This is a genomic window from Rhizobium sp. RAF36, assembly GCF_052114105.1.
GTDB lineage: Bacteria > Pseudomonadota > Alphaproteobacteria > Rhizobiales > Rhizobiaceae > Rhizobium.
In genome coordinates, this window is the sequence record NZ_JBFREC010000002.1 from 201,821 (window position 1) to 228,632 (window position 26,812).

Sequence of the window (26,812 nt, forward strand, 5' to 3'; positions counted from 1 at the left end):
GATGAAGATCCTGCTCGCCGAAGACGACGCCAATATATCAGTGCACCTTGCCGAGACGTTGGGACGCGAAGGCTATCTCGTCGAAACCCTGAGCTCCGGTCCCGAAATTTGGGAGCAGGGAGAAACGGGTGATTACGCTGCCATCGTCCTCGATCTCGGTCTTCCCGGCATGGATGGCCTGTCGATCCTCAAGCGCTGGCGGGCCAATGGTCTCGAAACGCCGGTCCTCGTACTGACGGCCCGCGGCTCCTGGATGGAACGCGTCGATGGTTTCGACGCCGGGGCCGACGATTACCTGCCAAAGCCCTTCCGCAGCGAGGAATTGCTGGCACGCCTTCGCGCTCTGCTTCGCCGATCAGGCAGGATGCAGCAGCGGGTGAAATCGGCCGACCGCTTCACGCTGGATGAACAGGCCCGCCGTGTGACCTTCGATGGCCGCGAACTTGATCTGAGCCCTCTCGAATACCGGATGATCTCCGTGTTCATCGATCGTCCGGGCGCCGTGCTGACGCCCGCGGAACTTGCGAGCCAGGTCCAGGGCCGCGATGACGATGCCGCCAAGAATGCCGTCGAGGCTATGGTGGCGCGACTGCGCAAGAAGACCGATAGCGGCGCGATAGAAACGCGCCGCGGCTTCGGATACCTGCTGCCGGGCAAGACACGATGACGAAGTCATTGCGCTTCCGTCTGGCTGCTGGCGCCCTTGTTGCGATTGCCGTCGCTCTCGCGCTGGTCTGGTTCGTCCTCGGTCATCTGTTCGAAGACTATCTGGCCGACCAATATGCGAACGAGATGACCGCGGTATCGGATGCTCTGGGCGCCCGTCTGGCAATCGAAAACGGCGGGCTTTCGCTGATCAGCGAACCGTCCGATCCGCGGTTCCAGACACCGGCCGGCGGACGCTATTGGCAGATAACGCCCGACGACCCCACTCAGCCGCCGCTCCGCTCGCGATCGTTCTGGGACGAGGAACTGACCAGGGATAGCCTCTCCAGGGATCTCTATTGCGGGTTTCACGAGGCCGAAGGGCCGGATGGGACGACGATCCTGGTCACAGTGAGGGCGATGTCCGTCGGTGAGGGTGATGCGCGCAAACACTTCACGATCTACACGGCCTTCTCCAAGGACGAGATGGAAGGCGCGCTGTCGAATTATCATCGGCCGCTGCAGCTAATGTTGGCCGCAACCGGCCTGCTTCTGCTTGCCGCCGCTTTTCTGCAGGGGCTGATCGGGCTGAAGCCGCTGGTGCGTCTGCGCAACGAGGTGGCGAATATCCGCGCCGGCCGCAGCGCCCATATCGGCGCCGAAGGACCGAGCGAGGTCCGCCCGCTGGTCAACGAGATCAATCTTCTGCTGGCGGAGCGCGAAACCGCCGTGGAACGGGCACGATCGCGGGCGAGCGATCTGGCGCACGGATTGAAGACGCCGCTAACGGTTCTGTCCCATCTCGTCGAAAGCCTGCCGGATCACAAGCGCGATACCGCCCTGCAGCAGATCGAACTCGTGCGCCAGCGGGCCGACCGGCAATTGCAGGCCGCGAGGATGGGTGTCGAACGCATGGCGACGACGTCGCTTCTCGGCATATCGGGCAAGCTGGTCAGTGTTCTCTCACCGGTCACCGACGGCAAGGGCGTTGGCTGGAAAGTCGATATCGATCCGGCGCTGACCATCGAAGCCGATCCCGCCGATGTCGCCGAGGCCATGGGCAATATTCTCGACAATGCAGTGCGCTTTGCCCGCTCCCGCATCGACGTCTCGGCGTTGAGGGAAGGCGAGGCCGTTATCCTCCGGGTCGGCGATGATGGCCCTGGCGTGCCTCCCGAAAACTATGCGATGATGTTGAAGCGCGGCGTCAGCGCTGACGATGCGCATGCAGGTTCCGGTCTCGGGCTTGCCATTTCCGGCGACATCGCCGAGGCTTACGGCGGCAAGATTGTCCTTTCGCGCTCGGATCTCGGCGGCCTGGAAGTCACCTTGGCCTTGCCCGCGCCGAAGAATCTGATGCCCGCGGCCTGAGTGCCAAGATTCCGCCGGCCGCCCCGTTGCACTTTCATGACACTGCGGTTATAAGCGCGCGTCCGAACTGACCGGCAGGGCATGCCGTGGCAGTTTCGAATGCTTGCGGGCAGGTTTCGTCACCGGGCCCGCAGATCAACAACAAACGCTCCCGCACCTGGTTGCGACGGCCGGTTTTCCGGACATCGCTCGAGGGTTTCTTTGAAACATGCAGGGAGGACAGAAACGGAGTAGCAAAATGCCCAAGATGAAGACGAAGTCCTCTGCCAAGAAGCGGTTCAAGATCACCGCAACCGGCAAGGTCAAGGCTGCAGCTGCTGGCAAGCGCCACGGCATGATCAAGCGTAGCAACAAGTTCATTCGCGATGCACGTGGCACGATGGTTCTGGCTGAACCCGATGGCCGCAAGGTTGTGAAGAACTATCTGCCGAACGGTCTCTAAGACTCTTCCGCGAACGTTGTAGATTAAGGAGATCATGAAATGGCACGTGTAAAAAGAGGCGTTACCGCCCACGCCAAGCACAAGAAGGTTCTGAAGGCCGCAAAGGGCTTTTACGGCCGCCGCAAGAACACCATCCGTACGGCTAAGGCAGCGGTTGACCGCTCCAAGCAGTACGCTTACCGCGACCGCAAGGTCAACAAGCGCAATTTCCGCGCGCTCTGGATCCAGCGTATCAACGCTGCTGTCCGCGAATTCGGCCTGACCTACGGCCGCTTCATCGACGGCCTGAACAAGGCTGGCATCGAAGTCGACCGTAAGGTTCTCTCCGACATGGCGATCCATGAGCCTGCAGCATTCGGCGCTCTCGTCGATGCTTCCAAGAAGGCCCTTGAGTACCTCAAGGACGCCGGCACGAAGAACGAGTTTGAAGCAGCGGTTAACTAAGCCGGCGCTATCGAACTTCAGTTTCGATGTTTTTAAACCCGCGCTGGCTAGCTGGCGCGGGTTTTTGTTTGCGATTTGAAATGGGAGTCACGGGAACGTGGCGGACGCTATCGACAATCTGGAAGCCGGACGCGGCCTGAGCGAGGAGGACATTCCGGTTCTTCTCACTGCGCTGCTGTCGGGTTCGCACAGGGTTGAGTGTGTGCCGCTGTCGCAGGGTGCTGTCTGGATCAAGCGCTATGGCACGGAGTGCACCTCGCGCTGGGTCTTTCTGCAGCGCATGATCGCCAATCTGGTTGGTGCGCCGTTTCTCCGGCCGTCACCGGCGCTGGATGACGAAGGCATGGCACAACGCGAAATCCGGCGTATCACCATGTTCGCATCCAAGGACGTACCGACCGCGCGCGTTGTCTATTCGTCCGGCAGCGCCGTCGTTTTCAGTGATGTCGGCTTGACTGTCGGACAGCAGCTGCGCGCCATGGCTGCCAGCGATCCGGTAGCCCATGATGATCTGCTCGTCCTCTGCGCTCGCGAGCTCGGCCGGCTTCACGCCAAGGGTCTGTGCCATGGGCGCCCGTTTCCGCGCGACATGTTCGTCAAGGATGGCCGCATCGGCTTCATGGATTTCGAAGAAGAACCTGACACCGTCATGCCGCTGGCTACGGCGCAGGCGCGCGACATATGGCTGCTCTTCCTGCAGATCGCAGGCCGCGCCCGGCTGGGCAGTCAAACCCATGACCGGGCCTATAAAGCGTGGTGCGAGGCAGCACCGGCCGGCGCCATTGACGAACTGCACAAACTCACCGGCTTTCTGGGCGCCTTTTTGTGGTTTGCCCGGTTGATTGGCCGCGTTCACATGGGTAGTGATCTGCGGCAGTTCATCATGGCCACCAGTTACTTGAAACACGCTTCCTGAAGCACATTGACGCCCGCAAGGCAGGAAAAAGATGACCGAACTCGAAACTCTGGAAAAGCAACTGCTGGCCGATGTCGCGGCCGCCGCCGACGAGCCTGCGATCGAAGCGGTGCGGGTTGGCGCACTCGGCAAGAAGGGATCCGTTTCCGAGCTGCTGAAGACGCTCGGCGCGATGTCGCCGGAAGAGCGCCAGACGCGCGGTGCGGCGATCAATGCGCTGAAGACTGTGGTGACCGATGCCATCAACCTGCGCAAGAGCGATCTGAAGCGGGCGGCCATCGATGCGCGCCTGAAGGCGGAGACCGTCGATGTCAGCCTGCCGGTCCGCTCGTCTCCGGCAGAGCGCGGCCGCATCCACCCGATCAGCCAGATCGTCGATGAGATCACCGCGATCTTCGGCGACATGGGCTTCTCGATCGCCGAGGGTCCTGACGTCGAAACCGACTATTACAATTTCACGGCCCTGAATTTCCCCGAGGGACACCCGGCCCGTGAGATGCACGACACCTTCTTCTTCAATCCGGACGAGAACGGTGAGCGCAAGGTTCTGCGCACGCACACCTCGCCGGTGCAGGTGCGCACGATGGAAGCGCAGAAGCCGCCGATCCGCATCATCATCCCCGGCAAGACCTATCGCCAGGATAGCGACGCGACGCATTCGCCGATGTTCCATCAGGTCGAGGGCCTCGTTGTCGACAAGAAGGCCAACGTCGCCAATATCCGCTGGGTGCTGGAAGAGTTCTGCAAGACCTTCTTCGAAGTCGACAGCGTGACGATGCGCTTCCGCCCGTCCTTCTTCCCATTCACGGAACCGTCCTTCGAGGTCGATATCCAGTGCGACCGCTCCGGCCCGATCGTCAAGTTTGGTGAAGGCGCCGACTGGATGGAAATCCTCGGCTGCGGCATGGTCCACCCGAACGTGCTGCGCGCCGGCGGCCTCGATCCGGACGAATATCAGGGCTTTGCCTGGGGCATGGGCCTCGACCGCATCGCCATGCTGAAATACGGCATGCCCGACCTGCGGGACTTCTTCAACGCCGACGTCCGCTGGATGAACCACTATGGCTTCCGCCCGCTCGACATGCCGACGCTGTTCGGCGGCCTGAGCGCGTAAGGGAGGATTGGACCTATGAAATTCACACTCTCCTGGCTCAAGGATCATCTGGAAACGGATGCCTCGCTCGATGAAATTTGCACCCGCCTGACGGAAATCGGCCTCGAGGTCGAGGATGTCGATGATAAGGCTGCGTATAAGCCCTTCGTCATCGCCAAGGTACTGTCGGCTGAAAAGCATCCGGAAGCCGATCGTCTGAAGGTGCTGTCGGTCGATGCCGGCCCTGACGTCAATGGCGGCAAGCCGTTGCAGATCGTCTGCGGTGCACCGAATGCCCGCGCCGGCCTCGTCGGCGCGCTGGCGCAACCGGGCGACTATGTGCCCGGGATCGACGTGACGCTTGGCGTCGGCAAGATTCGCGGCGTCGAAAGCCACGGCATGATGTGCTCCGAAAAGGAGCTGAACATGTCGGATAATCACGACGGCATCATCGACCTGCCTGCCGATGCGCCTGTCGGCACGTCCTTCGCTGCCTATGCTCATCTCGACGATCCCATGATCGAGATCAACCTGACGCCGAACCGTCCGGACTGCACCTCGATCTACGGCATCGCCCGCGATCTGGCCGCTTCCGGCCTCGGCACGCTGAAGACCCGTCCTGCGCCGTCCTTCGCTGTCGAAGGCGAGACGCCGGTGAAGGTGACGCTCGATCTCGATGACGAGAAGCTTTGCCCGGGCTTTGGCCTGCGCGTCGTGCGCGGCATCAAGAACGGCCCGAGCCCCAAGTGGATGCAGCAGCGCCTGCTGGCAATCGGCCTGCGCCCGATCAACGCGCTGGTCGATATCACCAATTACATGACCTTCGATCAGGGCCGCCCGATGCACGTCTTCGACGCAGCCAAGGTGAAGGGTAGCCTGACGGTTCGCCGCGCCAGGGATGGCGAGACGGTGCTGGCGCTCGACCAGCGCGAATACAAGCTCGGCGCCAACAACGTCGTCATCGCTGACGACAACGGCGTCGAGTCGATCGGCGGCATCATGGGTGGTGAGCATTCCGGCTGTGACGAGAATACCGTCGATGTCCTGATCGAGTCCGCCCTCTGGGATCCGATGAACATCGCCAAGTCGGGCCGCGGCCTCGGCATCATCACCGATGCCCGTTACCGTTTCGAGCGCGGCGTCGATCCGGAATACATGATCCCGGGCCTCGAGCGCACCACAGAACTGGTTCTGGAACTTTGCGGCGGCAAGTCTGCCAAGGCTGAGGTTGTCGGCTACAAGGGCTATCAAGCCAAGATCGTCGATTTCCCCTATTCCGAAGTCAAGCGCCTGACCGGCCTTGAAGTCTCGACCGAGGAGAGCAATGCGATACTTGGCCGCCTCGGCTTCAAGGTCTCCGGCTCCGGCGAGCGTGTTTCGGTCGCCGTTCCGTCCTGGCGTCCCGATGTCGATGGCAAGGCCGATCTCGTTGAGGAAATCATGCGCATCCACGGCGTCGACAAGATCAAGCCGGCGCCGCTCGAAAGTCACGCTGCCGTCAATGGCAAGATCCTGACGACGCTGCAGATCCGCACGCGCACGGCAAAGCGGGCGCTCGCCTCGCGCGGCATGCTGGAAGCCGTCACCTGGTCCTTTATTCCGGAAGATCAGGCAAAGCTTTTTGGCGGCGGTTCTCCGGCCCTGAAGCTTGCCAATCCGATTGCAGCGGAAATGTCGGACATGCGTCCGTCGCTGCTGCCCGGCCTGCTGACCGCTGCCCAGCGCAACGCCGACAAGGGCTATGGCGACGTCGCAATTTTCGAAGTCTCAGGCACCTACGAAAGCGACCGGCCGGAAGGCCAGCGCCGCGTTGCTGGCGGCATCCGCCGCGGAACGGCAACGATGGCCGGTGCCGGCCGTATGTGGTCGAACGCGGCGAAGGGCGGCGGCAAGCCCGCTGATGTCTTCGATGCCAAGGCCGACGCGCTTGCCGTGATCGAAGCCTGCGGTCTGCCGATGGGCAATATCCAGATCGAGCAGGGCGGTCCCGAATGGTATCATCCGGGCCGCTCCGGCACGATCAAGATGGGTCCGAAGGTCGTCCTCGGCTATTTCGGCGAATTCCATCCCTCGACGCTGGAAGCGCTCGACGTCTCCGGCGCCCTCTGCGGCTTCGAGGTCTATGTCGATGCCATGCCTGAGCCGAAGAAGAAGGCGACGCGCACAAAGCCGGCGCTGGAGCTTTCGGCTTTCCAGGCCGTCAAGCGCGACTTCGCTTTCGTTGTAGACAAGTCCGTTGAAGCAGGTGCCATCCTCAAGGCTGCCAGCGGCGTCGACCGCAAGCTGATAACCGGCGTCAACGTCTTCGATATCTTCGAAGGCGCATCGCTTGGTGAGGGCAAGAAGTCTGTGGCCATCGAAGTTCAGATCCAGCCAGTCGAGCGGACGCTGACGGACGAAGATTTCGAAGTGCTGACGCAGAAGATCATCGCCAGCGTGACGAAATTCACCGGCGGCGTGCTGCGAAGCTAGGTTCAGAAAATCGAAGGAGAAACCGGCGGAAGCCGGTTTTTCTTTATCCCTAGTGTTTTTCCGGAAAGAGCGAATGCATCGCTGTCTGGAGAAGCTCCTCCACATACACTTGCGCCGTATCCGTCGCCTCTTCGGACAGGTTCATTTCCTCACACTTTTTCTCCACCGCCTCGCGGATGAGATAGAGCACGCCTCGACCGATTTTGGCATTCTCGGGATCGGATGTATCAAGCACCATGGCGAGCGATGTCATCGCCACGATTTCCAGCACGAGCATACGGCCTTCGATATCGGACAGATTGCTTGATGTCGCTTTGGCACTGTCCTTCTTGGCATCCGGCATGATTTGTCCCCCATTTCCGGTCACGCCTTCTAACTAGTGCCGGTCGATGCAAAAAGAAGGCTAGGTTGTGCGAAAGCCGCAATACCTTTGGTATTATAAGTTGCGAGCCGTTTTATTCGCCGGATCCGCTGCCTTTATTGATCCGTGACGCGTGCGGGGTTTCGATTTTCTGCCGTTTCGCTTTTCTGGCGCACGCGAGCGCTCGAATTACTTTGCGGGGCCAGCGCCGCGCTACCAACCCCGGGATCGCGACCGTTTTGCCGAAACCGGGTGGAAACACGCAGCGAATTCGCCGATGCTCTGCGTGGTAAGAGGAGGGCGCTGATGAAAAAGCCGGGATCGATGAAGTCTTTGGAAGACATGGGACGTGCGCGCCTGTCGAAGAATTTTTTCTTCCGCGACTTCCTGCATTCCGAGATAGCCGATTTCTATCGCATTCCGAATATTCCCGACGATCCGGAATTCGCGATCGAGGCGGGCAGGCGGCTTTGCGAGGAGCTTCTGGAACCACTGCAGGCGACGTTCGGCCGCCTTCACATCCGGTCGGGATACCGGTCCGCCGAAGTGAACGGCTTCGGCAACAGGAACAAGCTGAACTGCTCGTCAAATGCGGCGACGGCAGCCGATCATATCTGGGATATGCGGGATCTCGACGGTTGCATGGGAGCAACAGCCTGCGTTGTGGTCCCTTGGCTCGTCGACACCTACCGCGACGAACAGGATTGGCAGCGGCTTGCCTGGTGGATCCACGACAAGCTTCCCTACGCGGCGCTCTGCTTCTTCCCGAAACTGTGGGCTTTCAACATTCAATGGCATGAGCGTCCGCGCCGCATCATCCAGAGCTACGTGCGCCCGCGAGGTATCCTGACCAAGTCAGGCATGGCCAACTGGGAAGGCGATCATTTCGAATTCTACCAGGGCTTTCCGCCGCTCAGATATTGATACGATACCGGATATGTCCGTCGCTCTCGACATAGCTGTCGTAGAGTGCCCGTGCCCGCCCGTTGCTCTCGCTCGTATGCCAGTAGAGCCGCGACCAGCCGTTCGTCCTGCAGAGATCAACGAGATCGTCGAGCAGGGCGCGCCCGATGCCTTTGCCACGGATCGATTGATCGACGAAGAGATCCTCGAGATAGCAGTCCTTGCCATGAATCCAGGTCCCTTCATGCGTCAGCGACAGGCTGAAGCCGGCGACAGCTCCGTCTACCTCGGCAACACGCATGAAGATTGCCGACGCCGGATCGAAAACCCGGCGCCAGGTGGAATCGGTGATGCTTTCATCGACTGTGACGCCATAGAATTCGAGATAGTCTTTCCAGAGGCTCCGCCAGCGGCTTTCGTCCTCAGGTCTCGCATCCCGGATCGTCACGGTCATCGATCGTCTCCTCAGGCGCCTGCCTTGTCGAGCAGCGCCATAGCTTCGCTGGAAAGCTGCAGCCTCGCGGCCTTCGCCATGCTTTCGAGCTGCGAAAGGCTGGTAGCACTGGCGATCGGCGCCGTCACGCCTTTCTTGTTCAGCAGCCAGGCGAGCGAAATCTCTGCAGGCTTGGCGCCTGTTTCAGCGGCAACCTTGTCGAGCGCGTCGAGGATGCGCATGCCCTTGGCGTCGAGATACTGGGAAACACGCCCCTCGCGCGCCCGGCCCTCCGTATCGGCCTTGGTGCGGTATTTGCCGGAGAGGAAGCCGGCGGCCAGACTGAAATAGGTGATCACGCCGATATCTTCCTTGACGCAAAGATCGGCAAGCGGTCCCTCGAAGCTTGAGCGCTCGTAGAGATTATATTCCGGCTGCAGCACATCGTAGCGCGGCAGCCCGGCCTTGTCGGCCGCGTCCAGGGATGCCTGCAGCAGCGGCGCATCGTAGTTCGAGCAGCCGAAGGAGCGGATCTTGCCCTGCTGCCTCAGCTTGGCATAGGCGGTCAGGCTTTCCTCGTGCGGCGTATCGGCGTCCGGCCAATGGGAGAGATAGACGTCAATGTAATCCGTCTGCAGACGGCGCAGGGAGTCTTCCACTGCTTTGAGGATATACTTTTCCTTCAGTGTCTTACCCTGACCCATGTCGGAACCGACCTTGGTGATGATGACAGCCTTGTCGCGCGCCACCTTCCCCTTCTTCAACCAGCGGCCGATGATCTCCTCGGAATCGCCACCCTTGTTGCCCGGAACCCAGGCCGAATAGACGTCTGCGGTGTCGATCGTGTTGAGACCGGCGTCGAAGAAGCCATCGAGAATCTCGAAGGATGTCTTTTCGTCGGCAGTCCAGCCGAAAACGTTGCCGCCGAAAACGATCGGGGAAATTGAAAGACCTGTTTTTCCAAGCCGGCGCATTTCCATGGCGCTCTCCTAAAGTGCTGATTTAATTGAAAGTGCAGACACGGCAGAACGCCGCCGGGGAATAACCTAGTGCAGCCCGGCTTCGAAGGAAACCAAACTTTCGTGATCTGCAGCCGCGCCATTGCCTGCCTGCCGCCCGGTGAATAAGGTGCGCGCAATCAACCCTTGGGAGGCCTATCCATGCTGCGTTTCGGTATCATTTCCACCGCGAAGATCGGTCGCGAGGCTGTCGTGCCCGCCATTCAGGATGCCGAAAATTGCGTCGTCAGCGCCGTCGCCAGCCGTGATCTCGCCCGCGCCCGTGAGATGGCGGACCGTTTCTCTGCCCCGCATGCCTTCGGCTCCTACGAAGAAATGCTGGCATCCGACAAGATCGACGCCGTCTACATCCCGCTGCCGACGTCGCAGCATATCGAATGGGCGATCAAGGCGGCGGATGCCGGCAAGCACGTCCTCTGCGAAAAGCCGATCGCGCTGAAGGCTGCGGAGATCGACAAGCTGATCGCGGCGCGGGACCGCAACAAGGTGCTGATCTCGGAAGCTTTTATGGTCACCTATGCACCGGTCTGGCGGAAAGTCCGCTCGCTGATAACCGAAGGCGCAATCGGCAAGCTGCGCCACGTCCAGGGCGTCTTTACCTATTTCAACCGCGATCCCGGCAACATGCGCAACATCCCCGAGCTTGGCGGCGGCGGTCTGCCTGATATCGGTGTGTACCCGACGATCAGCACGCGCTTATCGACCGGCAAAGAGCCGCTGCGCATCCAAGCCGTTACCGAGCGCGATCCGGAATTCGGCACCGATATCTATTCGAGCGTGAAAGCCGACTTCGGCGACTTTGAGCTGAGCTTCTATATCTCGACGCAGATGGCCAACCGCCAGTTGATGGTGTTCCACGGCACCGAGGGCTTCATCGAGGTGAAATCTCCTTTCAACGCTGATCGCTGGGGCCCTGAAGAGATCGAGCTCAGCAACCGCGGCCATAACCAGTCGACCATCTTCCGCTTCCAGGACAGCCGCCAGTATCGCAAGCAGGCGGAAGCCTTCGCCCGCGCCGCCAAGGGCGAGCAGGAAGAGATCGTCACGTTGGAAAATTCGAAGCTGAACCAGAAGGTGATCGACGCGATCTATCGCGCCAGCGAGAAGGACGGCTGGGAGCCGGTCTGATCACTCGCTGCGGAAAACGAAGCGGGAATAGCCGAAGAAGCTGAAGAACATCGAGGCGGCGGTGGCAAGCACCAGCGCCGCCAGTGGCTGCAGCGCGGGCATCGTCAACAGCAGGGCGGCGTAGAGGCCGTAATTGACGAGCGCAGACGTGATCCCGACGGATCCGTAACGGAAACCTTCGACGGCAAGCGAATGCGGCGAGCGGTCGAAGGTGAATGTCCGATTGAAGATCCAGGTGACGACCATCGCCAGCGCGATCGCAATCAGCCGGGCGATGAACGGGCCGAGCGATGTAAAATGCAGCAACAGCGTTAGCAATCCGGCGTCGACAACGAAGCCAATCCCGCCGGCGATGCCGAAGCGCAGCAGCTTTTTCACGCGGCACCTGCCTTGCGGGCCGCGACAGGCTTGCGCGCCGGCTCGGCAATATTCTCGGAAAGCTCTGTGCGCTGCCGCTCGCGTCGGCTTGCGGCACCAGCTGCCATATAGTGGATGCGCAGCTGCTCCGCCCGTGAGCGCGCAACGGAATCAAGGATTGTGCCCGCGGTGAAAAGCATGAACGAGATCATCATCAGTGCCATGGACAGAACCCAGGTAGGCATGCGGCTGACGAGACCGGTCGCGAAATATTCCGCCAGCACCGGCGTCATGAACCCAAGGCTTGCCAGCATGAATGTTGCGCTGATGATGCCGAAGAAGGCGAAAGGCCGTGTTTCCTTCATCAGCATGGCAAACATCCAGAGGATCTTGCCGCCGTCCCTGAAAGTGGAGAGCTTGGAATGCGAGCCTTCCGGCCGGCGGCCGTAGTCGAGCTCGAGCTCGCTGACCGGCAGCTTCAGGCGCGAGGCATGGACCGACATTTCGGTCTCGATTTCGAAGCCGCCCGATACCGCCGGAAAACTCTTGACGAAACGGCGCGAGAAGGCGCGATAGCCGGAAAAGATATCGGTGAAATCAGGGCCGAAGATAGTCCGGTAGAGGACGTTGAAAATCCGGTTGCCGAAGGCGTGGCCCTGACGGCCTGCGTCGGCGCGGACGTTCCGGCGGGTGCCGACCACCATGTCGGCGCGCTCCGTCAGAAGCGTGCGGATCAGGTCTTCGCCGTCTTCCGGTGCATAGGTGCCGTCGCCATCGGCCATCAGGTAGATATCGGCATCGATATCGGCAAACATCCGGCGCACGACATGGCCCTTGCCCTGACGCCGCTCGCGCACGACATTTGCGCCGGCCAGCATTGCATGCAGCGCGGTGCCGTCGGTGGAATTGTTGTCGTAGACGTAGATCTGGGCCTCGGGAAGCGCTGCCTTGAACCCGCGAACCACGGCGCCGATCGTTGCTGCCTCGTTGTAGCAGGGGAGGAGCACGGCAATGGATGGAGTATCGTTCTGCGATCGGTTCATGATCTTGCTCACCGGGTTTGGCCGGGGCGCAGTATAAGTCAGCCAATGTTAATAAGACGCTATGACGCAGGCGGCCACTTGCGTCCAACTGGCACGTTTTACTCTTTCTTGATCGCCTGCTGATAAACCAGTTGGAACTGGCAACGAGTTCCCGAAATGACGAACGCTGTAGAGATGACCGCCATTTCCCCTTCAAGCAGCAGGCTTGCACGATTTCAGGCGCTGTTCTCGCGGCTTTGGCCCTCTGTATTCGCCTATGGCGCAGTCTTGCTCATAGCGATCCTGCTTATCAAGCTGCCGCATGCAAAGGACTACGTCGGTCCGGACAATGACGACGGCATGCGGCTTGTCGAGGTTCGTGATCTGCTGGCCGGTCAGGGCTGGTTCGATCTTATGCAGTATCGTCTCGGCGTCGGCGGGACATTGATGCATTGGTCGCGCCTGATCGATTTGCCGATTGCCGCGCTGATCAAGTTTTTCGGACTGTTCTTTTCCGGAGAGCGAACGGAAGCGCTGGCGCTGGCTGTCTGGCCGATTTCGCTCGTCCTGCCCTTGATGCTTGCAATGGCGATCGCCGGCCGCCGTATCGGCGGCGCGCTGGCAATGCACATCTCGCTCGCATTGACATTCTTGATGATCTTGACGAGCGGACGGTTCTTGCCCGGCGCGATCGATCATCACAATGCGCAGATGGGCCTCGTCGCGATGATGGTGGCAATGCTGCTCGACGACAAATATCGCGGATGGAGTTTCGCCGTCGCGGGGTTTTGTGCCGCAGTCGCGATCGCGATCGGCGCCGAAACAACGCCGGCAGTCGCCTCCATCTGCCTCATCGTTGCGATTGCCTGGGCGTGGCATGGCGATGTTTATGCGAGTGCCGCAAAGGCCTTCGGCCTGTCGCTTGCCGTCTTCATCAGTATCCTCTTCTTTGGCACCGTCCCGCCACGGCTTTATTCGGCCGTAACCTGTGACAATCTCTCGCTTGGTTTCTATAGCCTGTCAGCGATCGGTGGTGGTTTGCTTTTCGTTGCTGCCGCCTTTGCGAGCAGGGCGCCACGCCTCGGCCGTTTTGCCGTACTCGCCGGTGTTGGCCTTTGCATCGCGATCTCCGCGCTGCTTATCGCGCCGCAATGCCTGCAGAATCCGCTGAGCAATCTTGATCCGATGCTTGTCGAGCTTTGGTTGGATAGCATCTCTGAGGCACGATCCTTCGTAGAGATGGCACGTACCGAAACGTATATTCTGGGTGCCTTCTATGCGACCGGCCTTTTCGGTGTCGCCATATGCGTGTTCCGCATCATGCAACGCGACCGCGTGGAAGTTCACCTGACGCTTCTTTTCCTGCTGGGGGTTAGCTTTGCTATCGCCCTGGTGCAGGTGCGGGGTGCGACGTTCTCGAACATGTTGGCGATCCTGCCTCTGACCCTTCTGATCATTGATGTGCGCAAGGTTTCCAATGCAGACCGGGAAAATATTGCAGCGGCACTCTGCTACATCCTCGTGGTGATCGGCAGCGTTCCGGCAGCTTGGGGCGTCGCCGGCGATCTTGTTGCCATGCAGGTGAACCCGGCGGCCAGCGCCGTTGCAAGCGAAGACGAACCCGAATCCGCCTGCAAATCGCGTCAGGCAATAGCGCCGCTCGACAACATGCCACAAGGCATGATCGTCGCGCCGTGGGAAATGGGCGTGCCGATCCTCCGGTTCAGCGCCCAGCATGTGCTGACGGCCCCCTATCACCGCAACCCGAGAGGCATGCTCACGGAATTGCATATCGGCCTGGCCGAGCCCAAGGAGGCAGAGGCGTTCCTGCGTGGCGTGGGGGCGACTGCACTGGCTTATTGCCAGGAGGATGTGTCGTCGGCGCAGCTCGCAAAACTCAAGCCAGACGGCCTCTACGCCCAGCTCTCCAAAGGCAATGTGCCGGATTATCTTCAGCCCTATGCCAAGGCTGAAGGCGTCCAGTATTTCCTCTTCAAGCCGGTGGATTGACGCCGCAGACCGGCGATCTTCCGGCTGATCTTTCGCCGCACTTCGGATAGAACGAAGACATGAGCAATGTCTTCGACGGCGATTCGCCGACAAACCTCACGGAATATTCGGTTTCCGAACTATCGGGATCGATCAAGCGCACGGTCGAGACCGCATTCGATCAGGTCCGCGTGCGCGGCGAGATCTCCGGTTATCGCGGGCCGCATTCGTCCGGCCACGCTTATTTTTCGATGAAGGATGACCGCGCACGCATCGATGCCGTCATCTGGAAGGGTGTTTTCTCGCGTCTCCGCTTCCGGCCTGAGGAAGGCATGGAGGTTATCGCCACCGGCAAGATCACGACGTTCCCGGGATCGTCCAAATACCAGATCGTCATCGAAACGCTGGAGCCGGCCGGTGCCGGCGCGCTGATGGCGCTGATCGAGGAGCGGAAGCGCAAGCTCGGTGCCGAGGGGCTTTTCGATCCGGCGCGCAAGCGCCGCCTTCCCTACATGCCGAAGGTAATTGGTGTGGTCACCTCGCCCACGGGCGCCGTCATCCGCGATATTCTTCACCGCATCTCCGATCGCTTTCCCGTTCATGTGCTTGTCTGGCCGGTGAAGGTGCAGGGCGAGGGATCCGGCGAAGAGGTTGCCAATGCCATCCGCGGCTTCAACGCTTTCGAGCATGCGGGCGAGATGCCAAGGCCCGATGTGCTGATCGTTGCCCGCGGCGGCGGCAGTCTTGAGGATCTGTGGAGCTTCAACGACGAGATCGTTGTTCGTGCCGCGGCCGAAAGTGCCATCCCGCTGATTTCGGCCGTCGGGCACGAAACGGACTGGACCCTGATCGATTACGCGGCCGATGTCAGGGCGCCGACGCCGACGGGTGCGGCTGAAATGGCGGTGCCGGTCAAGGCGGAACTCGAAGCGCAGATCGCCGGCCTTTCCGCCCGTCTTCAGGGCTGTATCACACGGCAGATGGATCATCGTCGCCAGTCCGTGCGGGCGCTGATGCGCGCGCTGCCATCGCTCGATCAGCTGCTGGCCCTGCCGCGCCGCCGGTTCGACGAAGCGGCCTCCGGTCTCGGGCGTGGTTTGGAACTCAACACCATCAACAAGCGCCGCAGTTTCGAGCGCGTGGCATCGCATCTGCGCCCAGATGTGCTGTCCAACAGGATCACCGAGCGGCGGCAGATGCTGGCCGAGCGGATGACGCGGGCCGAGCGCATCGTCGAGCGCCGTATCGACGCCTTGAAAGGCCGGGTCGAGCGTTTCGGCGTGACGCTGTCGTCTGTCCCTGCGCGCCTCACGACGCAGACCGCCCGCATGCGCGATCACCTTGCCAATCTTTCCCGCCATGGCGACACGGCCGTGCGCCACCAGCTGACGCGGGCGCGGGGAGAGCTGGCCGCTCAGGATCGCGTGCTGCAGTCGCTTTCCTACAAGAACGTGCTAAAGCGCGGCTATGCCGTTATCAGGGATGATGAGGACCGGCCGGTCTCGCAGGCCGCCATGCTGACGGCAGGTGCCGGGATCTCGATCGAATTCTCGGATGGCCGCATCGGTGCCGTAACCACCGAGGGCGGAGCGCCGCCAGCGACGAAGAAGCGTGCGCCCAAGCCCGGCGAACAGGCGCCCCCTCCGAAGCAGGGAAGCCTCTTCTAGGGCGCCCGGAGAGCCGGCGCTCGATGGTATCGTGCGCCAGCCTGGATTGCCGTTACGCCCACTCGCCCTGGCGCATGACCGGCACCCGCGATCCATCTGGCTTGATGCCGTCGATATCGACCTTGTTGGAACCGATCATCCAGTCGATATGGATCAGGCTCGAATTGCCGCCCTGCGCCTTGATCTGGTCCTGGCTGAGCGTTGCTCCTTCCACAAAGCACTTCGAATAGCACTGGCCGAGCGCGATGTGGCAGGAGGCATTCTCGTCGAACAGCGTGTTGTAGAACAGGATGCCGCTGGCAGAGATCGGCGAGGAATGCGGCACCAGCGCCACTTCGCCCAGGCGGCGTGCGCCCTCGTCGGTATCCAGCACCTTGTTCAGCACTTCGGCCCCGCGCGACGCCTTGGCCTCGACGATGCGGCCGCCTTCGAAGCGCACCTGAATATTGTCGATCAGCGTGCCCTGATGCGAGAGCGGCTTGGTGCTCGACACATGGCCTTCGACACGCAGCGCATGCGGCGTGGTGAAGACCTCTTCGGTCGGGATGTTCGGGTTGCAGGTGATGCCGTTCTTCGCCGTCGATGCGCCGCCATGCCATTCGTGGCCATCGGCAAGCCCGACCGTCAGATCCGTGCCCGGTCCGGTGAAGTGCAGGGAGGCGAAGCGCTGGCCGTTCAGCCATGCCGAACGCTTGGCGAGGTTGCCGTTGTGCTCTGCCCAAGCGGCAATCGGATCATCGAGATCGACGCGCGACGCGGCAAAGATCGCCTTGGCGAGCTTGGCGACGGCAATCGCTTCGGGATCATTGGGGAAAACGAGCTTGGCCCAGGAAGGGTTTGGATAGGAAACGATGTTCCAGTTGATGTCGAAATTCGATATCTTCTCGAGCGCCGGTTTGTATGCGCTCGAGTTGGCGCGGTTGGCGCGGCTGACCTTGCCCGGATCCTGGTCCGAAAGCAGCATCGGATTGTCGCCAGCGATGGCAAGCCGGGCGGCATTGTTGGCATAGGCCTTGGCCATGCCATCGTAGAGCCAGCCGGAGGCGCGATCGAAGCTCTCGTCGCTCGCATACTGATAGCGGGCGAGCGTCGATTCCTCGTCGGAATAGAAGGCATTCACCAGGCCGGCGCCGGCCTGATAGGCATGCTTGATGATCAGGCGGACGAGCGGAATGGCAACGACTGGCGCCGTGATGACCAGATCCTGGCCCTTCCGCAGCTGCAGGCCCACCTTCACCGCGACCTCGGCAAGCTTATCCAGCTTGACCGGGTCGATCGAATGGTTCTGGGGCATGAAGTTCATGGTCGCGACCTCCTGATAAATTGCAGGCAGCAGACTTAGACCCGTTTGCGGCGAAAATGAAGCTCGGTGCATCGAATTCGCCGCTTGAGGATGTGGCCCTAGGCAGCCGCCTGCCGAAGCAGTGCCGACTGATGCTTTTCAAGAAATGCCATCAACCTTTCCGGATAATCGGGTGCGGCCGCCGCGCACACGCTGTGGCGTTTCGCAAGTTCGCTGCGCCATACCTGCACCTTTGGCAGCCCGTCGAAGATATTGCTTTCGCTTAGCGTATCGAAGACGTCGAAATACCGGAAAATCGGCGCGAAGACGGCATCGACCAGGCTGAAATTATCGCCAGCGAAAAACGGGCCGGCCGAGAGTTCCGCCTCGATGGTTCTGAATTTTCCGGCAATCACATTGCGCTTGTCATCCAGCTGCCGTGCATCGCCTGTCGTCTCATAGGTCCAGAGATCGGAGAGGATGGACGAGCCGAACTCCATCCAGCCGCGATGCCGCGCCCGCAGCAACGCATCGCCAGGATGCAGTCTCGGCCCCGGCTGTGTTTCGTCCAGATATTCGCAGATTGCCGCGCTTTCGAAGATCGCTGTCTGTTCGCCACCGTCTTCGATGAGCAGCAGCGGAACCTTGCCGAGCGGCGAGATTTTCGAAAACCACTCGGGCTTGTTGTCGAGGTCGATGACAACACGCTCGAAGGGGACGCCCTTTTCGCCGAGCGCGATCGCGGCGCGCTGCACGTAAGGGCAGAGATGGTGCGAGATGAGGGTCAGCTTGAGCATCGGTATCTCCATGATAGATGCAATTGCATATAAATACGCTTGCGGCATCCGTCAAGATAGATGTAATTGCATGCATGCCGGAGAGAACCACCCCATCAGATGCCGTTACCGAAGCGTGGATCGGTATCATGCGTGCGCAGCAGAAGTTGCTTCTGGCAATCGAGGCCGACCTGAAACAGGCGGGCATGCCGCCGCTCGGCTGGTACGATGTCTTGTGGGAACTGGTCCGCGCGCCCGATAGCCGTTTGCGGCCCTTCGAGATCGAGGAGCGCACGCTGCTGGCGCAATACAATCTCTCGCGCCTGATCGACCGGCTCGAACGTGAGGGGCTGGTCGGCCGCGAGACATTTGCGGAGGATGGCCGTGGCCGATGGGTGGTCGTGACCGATGCGGGCCGGGCGCTTCGCGAGCGGATGTGGGTGGTCTATTCGAAGGCGATCGAAAGGCATGTCGGCTCGAAGCTCGACGATACGTCCGCAAAAGCGCTCGCAGGCCTTTTGAAGAACCTGTCGGCCTAGGCGATCAGCGATGCCGCCTTTGCGTTCAGCGCCTTGAGCGCATCTCCAGGCACGAGCCTAACCTGCAGCCCGCGCTGCCCGCCGTTCATATAGACCAGGGCTTCTGTCAGCGCTGCTTCCTCAAGGGCCGTCGGCACAAGCTTCTTCTGGCCGAAGGGGCTGATGCCGCCGACATGATAGCCGGTCAGGCGTTCGGCATCGGCAGGCTTCATCATGTTCGCGGACTTGCCGCCAAAGGCTGCGGCCAGCTTCTTCATGCTCACTTCACGGTCGGATGGGACGACGACGCAGACCGCTTTGCCATCGACTTCGGCCATCAGTGTCTTCAGAACCCGGCGCGGCTCCTCGCCGAGCGCTTCCGCCGCCTGCAGGCCGACGCGTTCGGCGTTCGGATCGTAGTCATAGGTATGGACCGTGAATTCGACGCCCGATTTGGCAAGGACCTGCGTGGCACGCGTCGTCTTCGACATGATCACTTTCCGAATTCGGCAGCGTAGAGATCAGGCTTGAAGCCGACAAGCAGCTTGCCGTCATGCTCCAGCACCGGGCGCTTGATCATCGAAGGCTGCTCCAGCATCAGCGCGATCGCTTTGTCGCGCGTCAGGTTCTCGCGATCGGCATCGGGCAGCTTACGGAAGGTTGTTCCTGCACGGTTCAGCACCGTTTCCCATCCGGCCTTGCCGACCCAGTCTTCCAGATGTGCCCGGTCGATGCCCGAGGCCTTGTAGTCGTGGAAGTCGTAGCCCGCCCCATTCTCCTCAAGCCAGGTGCGGGCCTTCTTCATCGTGTCGCAGTTCTTGATGCCGTAAATCGTCGTTGCCATCGTCAGTCTTCCAGCGTTCCGGCCTTGCGCAGCGCCGTGCTCGGCTCGTCGCAGGCAATCTTCATCAGGTCTGCGCGCCGCCGCACCAGCCGGTCGGACGTGCGCGTCACGATCAAGCCTGCCTGCGGGGCACGGATCTCCGTCTCGCCATCGGCCATGCCCGGCCGCGCGACGATGGTTGCCAAAAGATCGCCGGCAGCGACCGTCTCGCCGATGTCGCGGTGGAAAAGAAGGGTGCCGGCAACCGGCGTGCGGATCATCTCGATATTGTCGAGCGGCACGGCAGGTCCGGTAAAAGCACCGAGAGGGGCGCTGTCCCTGACCGCCCCGCGGGCGGCGAGGAAGGCGAAGACGCCATCGGCGTCAGCGCTTGCCATGTCAGGATAGACGTCGCGGCGGCCGCGAAGCTCCACCGTAACGGAGAGCTTGCCGGGCAGGCGGCTGCGCTTCTCGCCGGGCACCTCGTATTTCCACGCAAAACCGACAGCTTCCTCGAAAGCCGAGCTTTCGCCATCCGAAAGCAGCAAGGCATCCATCGACAGAGCGCTGGCCAGATCGGCGGCCTCGGGCCAGAAGGCCTCGTCGATATAGGCATATTGCAGCGATTCATCGTCGCAATGCAGATCGAGCACCAGATCGGCGCCGAGTGCCATGTGGATCAGCTGTCGCTTGAGACGATCCGTAGCCGGATACCGATCCAGATCCTCGACCAGCGTATCGCGGTCGCGCAGCGAAATCAGCGGGAAATCGCGATTGAAGTTAGTGCGCGATCCGAGATCGAAGCGTCCCTGCAGCTCGCCGAAATGCGATTGCGCCGCGCCGATCGGGTTGGCCTGCGGAACGATGGTAATGTCGCTGGCGATCCTTCCGGCATCTTCGGCAGCTCTGAGCTTCCGGCAGAGGAAATGCAGCAGTGCCGTTCCCGGCAGCTCGTTGGCATGCAGCGCCGCCTGAATGTAGATCCGCGGCGCGTGCGGGTCGCTGCCCTTGAAATGCAGCACCGGCAGGCGCCATTCGATGCCCGGCGTATCGCCAGGAATGATGATCTCGGTCGTATCCATGTCAGCACTCCGCAAAATCTGCTGGGAGCAGCTTTAAGCAACTCCGCTGCACTGGCGCAAGCGTCAATAGGGGCGCCTCATCCAAGCAGCGGCCATTCTTCGATATCCACATGCCGGCCTTCGCCGACGAAGCTGTTGACCAGAACGAAAGACTTCGCCGTCCAGACGATCGGCTCCGAAAGGATTGTCTCGGGCACGCTGCGATAATCATATAGCAGCGTCATATGGGGCTCGAGTTTCGGCTGAACCCTGACGCTGACGCCGCGGTTGAGCAGCGACAGGGCGAGCTGCGCATGCAATGAGAGAACCTCCTGCCGCCCTTCGTCTGCCCGCAAAACCAGTGCCGGCTTACCCTGGCGAAAGCTCACGGCGCGCCGGAAGGTCAGCTTGAAGGGGCGCATTCTGACGGCAGCGGCGGCCGCCAGACCATCGAACAGCATGCTCGGCGGGATCGCATCCCATTCCCCGAGATAGCAGAGAGAGACGTGGAGCAGGCGCTTGGGCCGTGGCTTCTCCCGTAAGCCGAAACGCCGCCGCAGATCACCCGCCATGCGCCTCGTCTGCTCTGCCGCCCGCTCGTCGGGGCGCAACGCGAAGTAGACATTGCAAGGCTTTCGATCCGCTCCGCCGCGACCCGGCGCCGCGGGGTCAGCCGCACGGTCAAATGAAAATTCCGTCTGGTTCTGAGCAACCATCTCCAACCGGCAAGCGCCGCCTCCTCGTGAAGGACCAGAGGCTAGCAACAAGGGCAGGAATTGACAAGAACAAAAAGAGAACAAATAATCGAAGCGTTGAGATTGCGTTGGTGGGCAAGAATCGGGTTGAAGGCCGGGCGCAGGCATACGATCTTTGGGGCAGTCAATCATGGAGGTTGCGTCATGAGCGAGGCAACGCATCACTACAGCATCTTCGAAACCGCAGGCGGCTTTTGCGGCATCGCCTGGAATGCGGCCGGAATCATCCGCTTCCAGCTGCCGACCAAATCCGGGCATTCGACCGAACAGTTGCTGCTGAAGCGACTGTCATCAGGTCTTCGCGCCGATCCGCCGGCCGCGGTCGCGGCGACGACCGAATCCGTCAAACGCTACTTCGCCGGAGAGACCGTCGATTTTTCGGATGTTGCAGTGGATCTATCCAATCAGGACGAGTTCTTCCGGGAAATCTACGCCGCCGCACGCCGTGTCGGCTGGGGCAGGACGACGACCTACGGCACGCTCGCAAGGGAACTCGGCCGCGGCCCGGAAGCCGCCCGCGACGTCGGCCAGGCCATGGCCAAGAACCCAGTCGCGCTGATCATCCCCTGCCACCGCGTCCTTGCCGCCGGCGGCAAGCTCGGCGGCTTCTCGGCCCCTGGCGGGTCGAACTCCAAAGCGAAGATGCTGGAACTGGAGGGTGTCAACCTCGGTCCGCCTGAACCGGCCCAACAGTCGCTGGGGTTTTAGGCAGCGAGAGGGGTTCTGCTCCCATCTGCCTTTCGAGTTTACGGCGGGATCTGCTCATCGGCAATCAGGTTTTGACAAGGCCCAACCTTAGCAGACTTTCGGCGCTGGCCACAATTGCCTCTTCTCGCGAGCGAGGCGTCCAGCCGAGCAGGCGTTCTGCCTTTTCTCCGCTGGCGTCCAGTTTGGCCCCCAGAAGCGGCAGGAGACCTTTCATTGCTGGGTTGGCGAGAGCCATCGAACGCACGAGTATGTTTGGCAACACACGCGTCGAGACACGGCTAGCAGCCATGCCCATACGCTCTTTAAGCAGCCTAGCAATTTCCGCCAGCCAAAGCCCTTCGCCTGAGGTGGCCAGGAAGCGTTCGCCGTTTGCAGCAGGATCGGTCATGGCACGCAGATGCAGGTCGGCGACATCCCGCACATCGACGACGCAGGTCTTGATCTTCGGGTATCCGGGCTGACCCTCCAGCATTTCTCTGATCGTGCGGATCGAATGCGAATAATCCGGCCCCAGCGCCGGTCCGAGTACCATGGTGGGGTTGACAGACGCGAGCTCCAGCCCGCGGCCTTCGTTGGCAATGAAGTCCCATGACGCCCGTTCGGCAAGGGTCTTCGATTTTTGGTAGGGCGCGACGTTTCCGGTCAGGTCGGTCCAGTCGGTCTCGACGAACGGACGGGCGAGCGGCTTGTGCCCAGCGCCGATTGCGCCGAAGGCCGAGGTGAGAACGAGCCGCTTGACGCCTGAATCGCGCGATGCACGCAGAACGCGGAGGTTGCCATCGACTGCAGGCTTGATCCATTCCTCCTCGCTCGCATAGGTTCCGGATGGGGTGGGTGAAGCACCGTGAAAGGCGTAGGAGCAACCGGCTGCCGCTTCTGGCCATCCATCGTCGGAATTGAGATCGGCAGCAATGAAAGACAACCGCTCGCCAGGCTCGACACCACCGGCCTTCAAGTTGGCGCGCACTTCTGCCTCGCGCGACAACGATCGCACGGTTGTCCTGACTCGGTAGCCGGCATTTATCAGGGCGATGATGCAGTGTTGTGCGATAAAGCCGGTTCCGCCCGTGACGAGGACAAGTTCGTCCATATGAAACTCCTGAGGATATTGAGCGATCGGCGTTATAGGGTACGAACGGATCGCGGTTGTGACATTCGATATACGACCGTATACTGAATTTCGAATTAAGTCTACAGGTGTATGATGAAATCAACGCAGCCGCCCAATAGCCGCGCCGCCAAGGCCGACGCGACACGTGCCGCGATCCTCGCATCGGCGCGAAGAGCCTTTGCGGAACATGGTTATGACGGTGCGGGCCTGCGTGGCATCGCTGAAGCAGCGGGTGTCACCGCGATGATGGTCGGACGCTATTTCGGATCGAAGGAGGGTTTGTTCGGTGAGGTGGTCACCGACACGATGCGGGATCCGATCATCCTGTCACAGGACAATCTGAAGCGGGCCGAGTTATCCCGCGCCTTTGCGGAAGCGCTCGTCGGGGTCACAACCCAAGGCAAGGTGCCGCTTGACGGATTTCTGATCCTGTTTCGCTCTACTGGAAGTGCGACAGCGGCGCGAATTGCCCGTGAGCGCATCGCCAAAGTGCATCACGCGGCCGCGACCGGGGCCATTTCAGGGGACCACGCTTCGGAGCGTGCAGCTCTATTTCTGGCGGTTGTTGCGGGCGTGCAGATGATGCGACAGATGCTCGAACTTGAACCGCTGACGAAAGCGGAACCGGCTTTGCTCGTCGAACTACTGACGCCGGTCATTGCAAGCCTGATCGAACCGAAGAAATAGGCGCTTCCGATCAGGCTCGAAACGATCTAATCGAAAGCAAGGGCGTTCTCTCTCACTCCCACTCGATCGTGCCCGGTGGCTTGCTCGTCACATCATACACGACGCGGTTGATACCGCGGACTTCGTTGATGATGCGAGTGGCGGCGCGGCCGAGGAATTCCATGTCGTAGTGGTAGAAGTCCGCCGTCATGCCATCGACCGAGGTCACGGCGCGCAGCGCGCAGACGAATTCGTAGGTGCGGCCGTCGCCCATGACGCCGACGGTCTGGACCGGCAGCAGCACCGCGAAAGCCTGCCAGATCGCGTCGTAGAGACCGGCCTTGCGGATTTCGTCGAGATAGATGGCGTCGGCTTCGCGCAGGATCTCCAGCTTTTCGCGGGTGATGCCACCCGGGCAGCGGATCGCCAGACCTGGACCCGGGAACGGGTGGCGGCCGATGAAGCTGTCGGGCAGGCCGAGCTCCTTGCCGAGCACGCGCACTTCGTCCTTGAAGAGCTCGCGCAGCGGCTCGACGAGCTGCATGTTCATGCGCTCGGGCAGGCCGCCGACATTGTGGTGCGACTTGATCGTCACCGACGGGCCGCCGGTGAAGGAGACGCTTTCGATCACGTCGGGATAGAGCGTGCCCTGGCCGAGGAAATCGGCGCCGCCGAGCTTCTTGGCCTCTTCCTCGAAGGTCTCGATGAACAGGCGGCCGATGATCTTGCGCTTCGTCTCGGGATCGGAAACGCCCTCGAGCTCGCCGATGAACTTGTCGGACGCGTCGACGTGGATCAGGTGCAGATTGTAGTGTTCGCGGAACATGGCAACGACGTTGGCCGCCTCGTCCTTGCGCATCAAGCCGTGGTCGACGAGCACGCAGGTCAGCTTGTCGCCGATAGCCTCGTGGATCAACAGGGCCGCAACGGAGCTGTCAACGCCGCCGGAGAGGGCGCAGAGCACGCGCTTGTCGCCGACCTGCTCGCGGATCGTATCGACCGCCTTCTGGCGGTAGGCCGACATCGACCAGTCGCCCTTGATGCCGGCGATGTTGTGAATGAAGTTGCCGATCAGCTTGGCGCCATCGGGTGTGTGCACCACTTCCGGGTGGAACTGAACGCCGTAATATTTGCGCTTCTCGTCGGCGATGAACGCATAAGGCGCGTTCGGCGAGGTCGCCACGACCTTGAAGCCCTCAGGCAGCGCGGTAACGCGGTCGCCGTGGCTCATCCAGACCTGGTGGCGCGAACCCTTCGACCAGAGGCCCTCGAACAGCTTGCTGTCCTCATCGACCTCAAGGAAGGCGCGGCCGAATTCGCGGTGATGGCCGCTTTCGACCTTGCCGCCGAGCTGCATGCACATCGTCTGCTGGCCGTAGCAGATGCCGAAGACAGGAAGACCGCTGTCGAAAATGATCTGCGGCGCACGGGGCGAGCCTTCATCGACCGTCGAGGCCGGGCTGCCGGACAGGATCACGGCTTTCGGCTGGAGGCGCTTGAAGCCCTCTTCGGCGGACTGGAAGGGAACGATCTCGCAGTAGACGCCCGCTTCGCGCACACGGCGCGCGATCAGCTGGGTTACCTGGCTGCCGAAATCGACGATGAGAACGCTGTCGGGATGTGCTGTCTGGGTCATGGCGAGCCTTTAATGAATAGCACCCGGTCTTGCAATGCGGGAAATCACGGCCTGGCCGATTTTATTGTCCCGATTGTCCCTGCCTGCAAGGCTTTCAGAACCAGAAGACACCGTCTTCGAGCGCTGTAAAGAGGCTGTCCACGGCATAGGAAAGCTTGCGGTCGATGACATGCAGATATTCCGTCCAGCCGGAAATATGCTGCAGTTCCTCGATGCCGTCGGAAATGCCGCGCAACCCGATCAGCGGCAGATTATATCCCTGGCAGGCCCGCAGGATCGCGAAGGTTTCCATGTCGACCATATCGGCGTCGATCGTCTGATAGGCGGCGCCTGAAATGACGTTGCCGCCGGTCGAAAGCGTCGCCTCGGGGATGCCGGGAATGCGCAGAGGCAGGTCGAGCGTCGCAGGAAGATCGAGAAACGGCGTCTTGCCCTTCTCGAAACCGAGCGGCGAGGCATCCATGTCGCGATAGGCGACCGAGGAAACCTGATAGACCTCCGTCTGCTCCAACTTGGCGGAACCGGCCGACCCCAGCGAGACGACGAGTTGCGGGAGATCGTCGGCAGCATCGAGCCGCGTCAGCGTCTTGGTCATCGCCACCGCTGCCTCGACAGGACCGATACCGGTCATCAGCGGTTCGAAGCGGGACTTGAGGAACGGACCGTATTCCGCCTCCGCTGCCATCACGAACAGGATCGACTTTCCGGCAACGGATTTCAGTTCGAACTTCATCCGGTAATTCCCTCTCTTCCCCGCACGACCATCATCGTGCCTGTCATCGATGCGATCAGTTTGGCCGGACCGTCGCCGATCGCGTAGCCGCGCCCGTCTGCGACGATGATGTTGCTGCCCGGCTTGGTGATCTCTCCCCGGAAGACAAAGCGATCACCCCTGCCGGGAGACATCAGGTTCACCTTGAATTCGATTGTCAGGATCGAGGCATCGGCGTCGATCATCGTGTAGGCGGCGAAACCGCAGGCGCTGTCGAGCGCGGCGGAAATGATGCCCGCGTGCAAAATGCCGTGTTGCTGTGTCAGTTTCACGTCGAACGGCAGTTCGATCTCGACGACGCCGTGTTCGACGCGCGTCAGTTCCGCTCCGATCGTCTCCATCGCCGCCTGGCGCGAGAAGCTCTGCCTTATCCGTTCGCGGAAATCACCGTTATTACCGACGCTCATGCCTTGTCCCCTTCGAGCCGCGAAAGTGGCACGGC

General features: G+C 61.2%; 29 protein-coding genes. 14 read left to right on the forward strand and 15 right to left on the reverse strand.

Going from position 1 to position 26,812, the window contains the following annotated elements:
* Nucleotide 1 precedes the first annotated feature (1 nt).
* From AB4Z25_RS06895 to pheT, 7 genes are all read left to right on the forward strand, one after another.
* On the forward strand, nucleotides 2–667 hold the full coding sequence (locus AB4Z25_RS06895; protein WP_112538342.1) for a response regulator transcription factor: 666 nt from the start codon (nucleotides 2–4) through the stop codon (nucleotides 665–667).
* Nucleotides 664–2,016: a sensor histidine kinase gene (locus AB4Z25_RS06900; protein WP_112538343.1), complete on the forward strand. Its 1,353-nt coding sequence runs from the start codon at nucleotides 664–666 to the stop codon at nucleotides 2,014–2,016. Before AB4Z25_RS06895 ends, AB4Z25_RS06900 begins: the two co-directional genes overlap by 4 nt.
* Nucleotides 2,017–2,254: 238 nt before the next feature.
* Nucleotides 2,255–2,458 (forward strand): 50S ribosomal protein L35, encoded by a 204-nt coding sequence (rpmI, locus tag AB4Z25_RS06905; protein WP_007813308.1) that lies wholly within the window; start codon nucleotides 2,255–2,257, stop codon nucleotides 2,456–2,458.
* A gap of 39 nt (nucleotides 2,459–2,497) precedes the next feature.
* Nucleotides 2,498–2,902, forward strand: coding sequence for a 50S ribosomal protein L20 (gene rplT / locus AB4Z25_RS06910; RefSeq protein ID WP_112385144.1), 405 nt, complete (start codon nucleotides 2,498–2,500; stop codon nucleotides 2,900–2,902).
* 97 nt (nucleotides 2,903–2,999) lie between these two features.
* Complete coding sequence (locus tag AB4Z25_RS06915; RefSeq protein WP_112538344.1) at nucleotides 3,000–3,818, forward strand: serine/threonine protein phosphatase; 819 nt, start codon at nucleotides 3,000–3,002, stop codon at nucleotides 3,816–3,818.
* A gap of 31 nt (nucleotides 3,819–3,849) precedes the next feature.
* Nucleotides 3,850–4,932: a phenylalanine--tRNA ligase subunit alpha gene (gene pheS / locus AB4Z25_RS06920; RefSeq protein WP_112538345.1), complete on the forward strand. Its 1,083-nt coding sequence runs from the start codon at nucleotides 3,850–3,852 to the stop codon at nucleotides 4,930–4,932.
* Between the two features lie 15 nt (nucleotides 4,933–4,947).
* Nucleotides 4,948–7,383 (forward strand): phenylalanine--tRNA ligase subunit beta, encoded by a 2,436-nt coding sequence (gene pheT, locus AB4Z25_RS06925; RefSeq protein ID WP_112538346.1) that lies wholly within the window; start codon nucleotides 4,948–4,950, stop codon nucleotides 7,381–7,383.
* Between the two features lie 49 nt (nucleotides 7,384–7,432).
* Here pheT and AB4Z25_RS06930 read toward each other — a convergent pair whose 3' ends face one another.
* Nucleotides 7,433–7,726: a hypothetical protein gene (locus tag AB4Z25_RS06930; RefSeq protein WP_112538347.1), complete on the reverse strand. Its 294-nt coding sequence runs from the start codon at nucleotides 7,724–7,726 to the stop codon at nucleotides 7,433–7,435.
* 324 nt (nucleotides 7,727–8,050) lie between these two features.
* On the opposite strand from AB4Z25_RS06930, the gene AB4Z25_RS06935 reads away from it, so the two are divergent.
* Complete coding sequence (locus AB4Z25_RS06935) at nucleotides 8,051–8,668, forward strand: hypothetical protein (protein ID WP_112538348.1); 618 nt, start codon at nucleotides 8,051–8,053, stop codon at nucleotides 8,666–8,668.
* On the opposite strand, the gene AB4Z25_RS06940 is transcribed toward AB4Z25_RS06935, so the two are convergent.
* Nucleotides 8,658–9,101, reverse strand: a complete 444-nt coding sequence (locus tag AB4Z25_RS06940; RefSeq protein WP_112538349.1) for a GNAT family N-acetyltransferase — start codon at nucleotides 9,099–9,101, stop codon at nucleotides 8,658–8,660. The genes AB4Z25_RS06935 and AB4Z25_RS06940 overlap by 11 nt on opposite strands.
* 11 nt (nucleotides 9,102–9,112) lie before the next feature.
* A complete protein-coding gene (locus AB4Z25_RS06945; RefSeq protein ID WP_112538350.1) occupies nucleotides 9,113–10,060 on the reverse strand; it encodes an aldo/keto reductase in 948 nt (315 codons plus the stop codon).
* Between the two features lie 180 nt (nucleotides 10,061–10,240).
* Here AB4Z25_RS06945 and AB4Z25_RS06950 point away from each other — a divergent pair, with 180 nt between their 5' ends.
* A complete protein-coding gene (locus AB4Z25_RS06950) occupies nucleotides 10,241–11,227 on the forward strand; it encodes a Gfo/Idh/MocA family protein (protein WP_112538351.1) in 987 nt (328 codons plus the stop codon).
* On the opposite strand, the gene AB4Z25_RS06955 is transcribed toward AB4Z25_RS06950, so the two are convergent.
* Both AB4Z25_RS06955 and AB4Z25_RS06960 read right to left on the reverse strand, forming a co-directional pair.
* Complete coding sequence (locus AB4Z25_RS06955; RefSeq protein ID WP_112538352.1) at nucleotides 11,228–11,605, reverse strand: GtrA family protein; 378 nt, start codon at nucleotides 11,603–11,605, stop codon at nucleotides 11,228–11,230. It lies immediately after the preceding gene.
* Nucleotides 11,602–12,627 carry a glycosyltransferase gene (locus AB4Z25_RS06960; RefSeq protein WP_112514361.1) on the reverse strand — a complete coding sequence of 342 codons (1,026 nt, stop codon included), beginning with the start codon at nucleotides 12,625–12,627 and terminating at the stop codon, nucleotides 11,602–11,604. Before AB4Z25_RS06960 ends, AB4Z25_RS06955 begins: the two co-directional genes overlap by 4 nt.
* A gap of 174 nt (nucleotides 12,628–12,801) precedes the next feature.
* Here AB4Z25_RS06960 and AB4Z25_RS06965 point away from each other — a divergent pair, with 174 nt between their 5' ends.
* Both AB4Z25_RS06965 and xseA read left to right on the forward strand, forming a co-directional pair.
* The gene (locus AB4Z25_RS06965; RefSeq protein ID WP_442207993.1) at nucleotides 12,802–14,616 is read left to right on the forward strand and encodes a hypothetical protein; all 1,815 of its coding nucleotides are present in this window, start codon (nucleotides 12,802–12,804) and stop codon (nucleotides 14,614–14,616) included.
* A 59-nt stretch (nucleotides 14,617–14,675) separates the two neighbouring features.
* Complete coding sequence (gene xseA / locus AB4Z25_RS06970; protein WP_112538354.1) at nucleotides 14,676–16,262, forward strand: exodeoxyribonuclease VII large subunit; 1,587 nt, start codon at nucleotides 14,676–14,678, stop codon at nucleotides 16,260–16,262.
* A gap of 52 nt (nucleotides 16,263–16,314) precedes the next feature.
* On the opposite strand, the gene AB4Z25_RS06975 is transcribed toward xseA, so the two are convergent.
* Nucleotides 16,315–17,565 carry an aminopeptidase gene (locus tag AB4Z25_RS06975; RefSeq protein ID WP_112538355.1) on the reverse strand — a complete coding sequence of 417 codons (1,251 nt, stop codon included), beginning with the start codon at nucleotides 17,563–17,565 and terminating at the stop codon, nucleotides 16,315–16,317.
* A 98-nt stretch (nucleotides 17,566–17,663) separates the two neighbouring features.
* Nucleotides 17,664–18,341: a glutathione S-transferase family protein gene (locus AB4Z25_RS06980; protein ID WP_112538356.1), complete on the reverse strand. Its 678-nt coding sequence runs from the start codon at nucleotides 18,339–18,341 to the stop codon at nucleotides 17,664–17,666.
* A 74-nt stretch (nucleotides 18,342–18,415) separates the two neighbouring features.
* Between AB4Z25_RS06980 and AB4Z25_RS06985 the strand changes: the two genes are divergently transcribed.
* Entirely contained in the window at nucleotides 18,416–18,859 is a 444-nt protein-coding gene (locus tag AB4Z25_RS06985) for a MarR family winged helix-turn-helix transcriptional regulator (RefSeq protein WP_112538357.1), read from the forward strand.
* Here AB4Z25_RS06985 and ybaK read toward each other — a convergent pair.
* The 4 genes from ybaK to AB4Z25_RS07005 all read right to left on the reverse strand — a co-directional run bounded on the left by ybaK (nucleotide 18,856) and on the right by AB4Z25_RS07005 (nucleotide 21,294).
* Complete coding sequence (ybaK, locus tag AB4Z25_RS06990; RefSeq protein WP_112538358.1) at nucleotides 18,856–19,329, reverse strand: Cys-tRNA(Pro) deacylase; 474 nt, start codon at nucleotides 19,327–19,329, stop codon at nucleotides 18,856–18,858. The genes AB4Z25_RS06985 and ybaK overlap by 4 nt on opposite strands.
* A 2-nt stretch (nucleotides 19,330–19,331) precedes the next feature.
* A complete protein-coding gene (locus AB4Z25_RS06995; RefSeq protein WP_112385160.1) occupies nucleotides 19,332–19,682 on the reverse strand; it encodes an ArsC family reductase in 351 nt (116 codons plus the stop codon).
* 2 nt (nucleotides 19,683–19,684) lie between these two features.
* Nucleotides 19,685–20,743: a M14 family zinc carboxypeptidase gene (locus tag AB4Z25_RS07000; RefSeq protein WP_112538359.1), complete on the reverse strand. Its 1,059-nt coding sequence runs from the start codon at nucleotides 20,741–20,743 to the stop codon at nucleotides 19,685–19,687.
* A 77-nt stretch (nucleotides 20,744–20,820) separates the two neighbouring features.
* Nucleotides 20,821–21,294, reverse strand: a complete 474-nt coding sequence (locus AB4Z25_RS07005) for a 2'-5' RNA ligase family protein (RefSeq protein WP_162698716.1) — start codon at nucleotides 21,292–21,294, stop codon at nucleotides 20,821–20,823.
* Nucleotides 21,295–21,621: 327 nt separating this feature from the next.
* Here AB4Z25_RS07005 and AB4Z25_RS07010 point away from each other — a divergent pair, with 327 nt between their 5' ends.
* Entirely contained in the window at nucleotides 21,622–22,185 is a 564-nt protein-coding gene (locus AB4Z25_RS07010; RefSeq protein WP_112538360.1) for a methylated-DNA--[protein]-cysteine S-methyltransferase, read from the forward strand.
* 64 nt (nucleotides 22,186–22,249) lie between these two features.
* On the opposite strand, the gene AB4Z25_RS07015 is transcribed toward AB4Z25_RS07010, so the two are convergent.
* Entirely contained in the window at nucleotides 22,250–23,275 is a 1,026-nt protein-coding gene (locus AB4Z25_RS07015; protein ID WP_112538361.1) for an SDR family oxidoreductase, read from the reverse strand.
* A 111-nt stretch (nucleotides 23,276–23,386) separates the two neighbouring features.
* Between AB4Z25_RS07015 and AB4Z25_RS07020 the strand changes: the two genes are divergently transcribed.
* Nucleotides 23,387–23,983, forward strand: a complete 597-nt coding sequence (locus tag AB4Z25_RS07020) for a TetR/AcrR family transcriptional regulator (protein WP_442207914.1) — start codon at nucleotides 23,387–23,389, stop codon at nucleotides 23,981–23,983.
* A gap of 52 nt (nucleotides 23,984–24,035) precedes the next feature.
* Here AB4Z25_RS07020 and guaA read toward each other — a convergent pair whose 3' ends face one another.
* The 3 genes from guaA to AB4Z25_RS07035 all read right to left on the reverse strand — a co-directional run bounded on the left by guaA (nucleotide 24,036) and on the right by AB4Z25_RS07035 (nucleotide 26,777).
* Nucleotides 24,036–25,598: a glutamine-hydrolyzing GMP synthase gene (gene guaA, locus AB4Z25_RS07025; RefSeq protein WP_112428816.1), complete on the reverse strand. Its 1,563-nt coding sequence runs from the start codon at nucleotides 25,596–25,598 to the stop codon at nucleotides 24,036–24,038.
* A gap of 94 nt (nucleotides 25,599–25,692) precedes the next feature.
* Complete coding sequence (locus tag AB4Z25_RS07030; RefSeq protein ID WP_112385166.1) at nucleotides 25,693–26,331, reverse strand: 5'-methylthioadenosine/S-adenosylhomocysteine nucleosidase; 639 nt, start codon at nucleotides 26,329–26,331, stop codon at nucleotides 25,693–25,695.
* Nucleotides 26,328–26,777: a PaaI family thioesterase gene (locus AB4Z25_RS07035; protein ID WP_442207915.1), complete on the reverse strand. Its 450-nt coding sequence runs from the start codon at nucleotides 26,775–26,777 to the stop codon at nucleotides 26,328–26,330. Before AB4Z25_RS07035 ends, AB4Z25_RS07030 begins: the two co-directional genes overlap by 4 nt.
* Nucleotides 26,778–26,812: the final 35 nt, after the last annotated feature.